Source organism: Blautia sp. RTP21359st1_E11_RTP21359_211015 (assembly GCF_040910705.1).
Classification (GTDB): domain Bacteria; phylum Bacillota; class Clostridia; order Lachnospirales; family Lachnospiraceae; genus Blautia_A; species Blautia_A fusiformis.
In genome coordinates, this window is record NZ_JBDGAB010000101.1 from 1 (window position 1) to 4,545 (window position 4,545).

General features: G+C 43.4%; 4 protein-coding genes. All 4 read right to left on the minus strand.

Annotated features, from left to right (window positions below):
* Positions 1–92: 92 nt before the first annotated feature.
* Positions 93–434 carry a leucine-rich repeat protein gene (locus tag AB5026_RS18615; protein ID WP_368214129.1) on the minus strand — a complete coding sequence of 114 codons (342 nt, stop codon included), beginning with the start codon at positions 432–434 and terminating at the stop codon, positions 93–95.
* 23 nt (positions 435–457) lie between these two features.
* A complete protein-coding gene (gene iscB / locus AB5026_RS18620; RefSeq protein ID WP_368214130.1) occupies positions 458–1,819 on the minus strand; it encodes an RNA-guided endonuclease IscB in 1,362 nt (453 codons plus the stop codon).
* Between the two features lie 595 nt (positions 1,820–2,414).
* Positions 2,415–3,353: a leucine-rich repeat protein gene (locus AB5026_RS18625; RefSeq protein WP_368214131.1), complete on the minus strand. Its 939-nt coding sequence runs from the start codon at positions 3,351–3,353 to the stop codon at positions 2,415–2,417.
* Positions 3,354–3,754: 401 nt separating this feature from the next.
* The coding region (locus AB5026_RS18630) for a VWA domain-containing protein (RefSeq protein WP_368214132.1) at positions 3,755–4,545 on the minus strand (791 nt) is incomplete at its 5' end.

Below are 4,545 nucleotides of genomic sequence, written 5' to 3' on the forward strand. Positions count from 1 at the left end.
CGCATGAGATGCGGAGATAAAAAAGTCGTATACGATATTTTTATTTTTTATGCGCTTTCATCTCGGATATAGAATAACCGAGGATTCCCGCTTTAAATCCTAAATATGTCTGGAAAAATACACTTTACTCCTTTCCCAAAAACAACTTTTTGAAGATTTTCACAATTCCCAAATGCATACATCTGTATCGTCTCAACTGAATCAGGAAGTACAATCTCTTTGGCATTTGGGGCACGAAACGCAAACGAGCCGATTATTTTTGTACCTTCTTTTATCTCTATTTTTTCTTCTTTTGAACGCAGTTCTTTTAGTTTCTTTTCTGCGTCTGTATAAAATGCAAAATCCATCTTTTTTTCGCGCAGGGTACCCCATCCGACGTAGAAACAATATTCCTTGTTTCGCAGTCTGGTGGGGAGGAATGCGCGGTTTTGCATTCCTCCTGCTTCCTCCTTTTCTATTAATTAAATACTGATTTGGAATAACCGCCAGCGTATTTAAATAGTTTAATTTTTGATATCTGTACTGACTTTTTAGTTTTAGAAAAAACGACTCTTGTACCTTTGTGCTGGCATCCTGAAACTTCAATTTTATTACCGTTATAAACGATAATGTCATGAGGCTGAATGGGGTAATGTTGCCTCCTGATTGCTCTTCTTCCAGGAGTTACTTTTTGCAACCGATACTGATGTAGATTCTCTGAGTCTTTCTTATGATTCCTGCTGATTCTGCCATTAAACAGCTCTTGGCCGCTTCGCTTTTTACCGTCACGGCTGTCGATATATTTTGCATCGTAGAATTTCTCCAGACACCGGTTGTTCCTGCGCTTTTTCTTATAGCATATAGGTTTTGAACGGTGCTTTGGATGAAACTGCCCCATTACAAAAGCATCATTAACGTGTGATTTGTCAATATCCAATGCCCTGCGCCGTTCTTTCGTTTCAGCGCCATATGTAATATGAATATCAATATCAATATCTGGAAACAACGCTTTTACTTCGTTATATAGTTTCCATCGAATAGTAGTCATGTATGTTGCACCCTTAAATGATGCAATCTTTGGTTTCCAGTTATACAACTTACCGCCTTGCTTGTGATTTGCCGGTGTATGGCATTTATCACATATAGTGATGAGATTTGACATACGGTTTGTTCCGCCCTGGCTTCTGTATACGATATGATGTACATGAAGAATCGCACCGTCTTTTATTGCCCTTCCGCAGCACTGGCATGTATATCCATCACGCGCGAACACCGCTTCGCGGAGCGTTGTAATACCGTATCTCTCGCCATGCTGATAATCTACTCCTTGCGGTAATGGTTTACCTTCTTCTCTGGCCTTCAAAACCTGAGTATCAAAGTTGCCCATTTCTAAGGTAATATCAGTAACTGGCATCACTTTACAGATACGTAAAATTGCCTGGATGTGGATACTTTTCTTATGCTCCAGAGATGGAGCAATCCACCTGTCATTACGTTTCCGGTTATTAAACCGTGGCTGGCGGTATCTCTTTCTGCTTCGTCTCTGTCTGCGGTACATCCTGCATGCATCATGCCTAGCTTTTTCGTCCGTTAATGTATCAATCTGTTCAGCCAGATATTCGTGCTTCTCTGATTTTACAGATATTCCAATATGTATATATCCGGTATCCATACAAAGCTCTATGGGCTGAACATCTCCAGATTCCCTTTCGGTAAGCTGTATGGTAAACGGATGGTAACTATACTTGATTGCTTTACCTGATTTGAGCAGCTTACGTGCTCTGTGTTCACTTGTTGGCATTAATCTTTCACCTGTCTTACTAACTACTGCAACTGGCATAAGCTGCCCTCCTTTTATTCTTATATTTTCCCGGCAAGCCGGGATGGCTTACGCCTTCTGTACCAACTGCTTCCAAATATCCGAAGATATTTAAAAGCAGCCCATACAGGTTCTCTATCCTTTCGGCTCCGGTAAGCCGGCGCCTAGTCAGAATCGGTTGTCCTCATCGCCAATGTTATCCGATAGTTTAGCGCATACTGCACTTCTCCTACCCTAAGAGATGTTTAACAGCATGCCGCAGAGCGTGAGACTTGAGGAGTATCCCACGGTGCCTATTTTACCGGTAACGTAGTATTAAACTAGCCCGGAAGGCTTCGTTTAACACTGAGGCTAATCAATAAGACTGCTGATAACGACGGGGGAACCCCGGCGCTATCAATAAGGCCTTGCGGCCAACGCCTCTAATAAATATGGACAGGACTAATAAAAAATACAGAATAAAAATATGCATGTTTTTACAAGCCCCGTCCGAGATTTATCTCGGGCGCGGGTTATTGACATTATATCTCCTTTTGTGTTTATATGTACAATATACTGGATTTTTAGTAAAAAAGCCGCTGCCGGATTGGCAGCGGCTTGTCAAATGTTAAAGAACTTACAAACTCAGAGAATCCGGCACTGCAAGTCCGCATTTTCGCATCTCATCAAGCAGATACGATACGGATGTCTGCAATTCCTTCTCCTGCGCGACTGGCAGTGTATACAGCAGCGCTTCTGCATCCATCAGGCCAAGAGATACAAATTTTGACAATGCAACATCATCTCCGCACTCCGCAAATGCTTTTGCGATTTTCGCCGCATTGTTTTGGAGGTATCTTTTCGCATCTGACGAACCTTCCAGGATGTACAGCTCCAGTGCAACGCTCGCTTTGTTCTGAAAATCCTGCATCATTCTAAAAATGAGACGGTATGACAGAAACCGGCTTGTCTTATCTGTACCGCTGGCGAGAGCCGCGTACACCATATCCTGGATGACAAACATGTTGAGGTATTTGTTAATGCACTTTGGAAGTCTTATGCTTCTGCCGCCATATGTCAGCAGAAAGGTTTTCTGTGCTTTTCCTGTATTGAGAAATATTCTCCCTTTGTTTAGCCGGATTTCGTCTGTCCGGTAGAATATTGAAGATTCTTCCCGGATTAATCCATACAGTAATGACGACAATGCATCGTCTACATCTTCCTTAATTGGTTTTGTCCAGACGATTTCCTGCACGCCTGACCGGAAAGTTAGGTCTTCCCCACATTTTTTAATACCTTTTCCGAGCGTGATTTTTTTTAGCGTTTTGCAGTCAGCAAAAGCAAAACGATTCAATTGTGTCACGGTATCCGGAATAGTAATCTCTTTAACATGGCAGAAATCAAAAGCATTACTTCCGATTATATTATATGGCTCTGTCAGAGTCACCACGTCTACTATTTCTCCGTCTTTCCTGGCGTCGTAGTATTTCTTCAGCATCTTAGCACTCGCCGATGCATCTACAGAATACGGCGGCCGGTAAATCGTCCTGACTTCTTCGTTAGCTGATTTTGGCATTTTTTTTGCTCCTTTCTTTTTGCTTCTGCACTTAATATGCGGAATTCTTTTCATGATAACTCAGCCTTACGCCTTCGTTACCAAGCCTCGCAGAGGCTGACAAACGAAGCCGTGATACCGCGAGCTATGCTCGCGTGTACCAGACGAGGGCGGGTTTCCCGCCCATCGATAAGGCTGAGTACAGAGAATAAATATAACCAAGCGGCTTTTGCTGCTGACAAACGAAGCCGCAAGGCTGAGTGCAGTGCACGAACGGGAATTCAAACCCGCGTGCGAAGTCAAAACCGGAACCTTTGGTCGGCCGGGGATTCCCCGTTCTTCGTTGACAAAAGCCCGTCTTTGCAGACAGAAGCAAAAACTGCAAGGGGCCCGCAGCGTGCTTGCGTGGCAGCCCTCTCTTCTTACCTCTCCAAAAATCCCAGCAATTCTGCCGGCGTCACCGTCTGTGCCACCTTTGTCATATATTTTGCATATGTTCCAATGATAGAATCGCCGTGGTTCCATTCTTCCACCTTTTCTGTATTCAACCAGAACGCTTTTTTTGCCTTTCTTGCAATTGCCTTCACATAGTCTTCACCGCTGGCGTTTTTGTTATTTCTCGCATCACCGATGAAATAAACGTAAGAATCGCCGGTCACCTCACTCATGTGCTCGTCGTAGAACGTTCTGAAAGGGATTTCATAGTTAGAATAGGCACCCGCTCTCGGTATCGCATCCATAACGGCTTTTACTGCTTCATTCGGGTTGTCTGTTTCAAAGAATTTTGAAATATCATAAAGACGATTCGTAAAAGCGTAAGTCTTGCATCCACCGGGAAACACTTCCTTCATTGCATGCATAAACACCAGCATCATTTCAGAGGCATTCTTGCAGGACCCAGACACATCAAGAATCAGAATCAGGTTTGACTTCTGTCTCACTGGCTTCTGGTGTATAAGTCTTAACGGGATGCCGCCAGTCTGGCAACTTTTCTTTATCGTAGCCGGTATATCAATCTTAGATGAACGGTTTGCTCGAATCTTCCGTGACATTTTTGTCCGGAATTTCCTTGCATTGTCTTTGATATAGTCTGCAATCTGCCGCTTCTCTGCATCATTCATTTTTGCGAAGTCTTTATCCAGTACAATGTCACCGGCATGTTTGGACCTTACCGCATTCCTGGCAAGCGCTTTATTGAATTCAGCACGATGCA

Coding starts and splice junctions, on each gene's coding strand:
- AB5026_RS18615 (WP_368214129.1), bottom strand. CDS start 434: ATGCAAAACCGCGCATTCCTCCCCACCAGACTGCGAAACAAGGAATAT.
- iscB (WP_368214130.1), bottom strand. CDS start 1,819: ATGCCAGTTGCAGTAGTTAGTAAGACAGGTGAAAGATTAATGCCAACA.
- AB5026_RS18625 (WP_368214131.1), bottom strand. CDS start 3,353: ATGCCAAAATCAGCTAACGAAGAAGTCAGGACGATTTACCGGCCGCCG.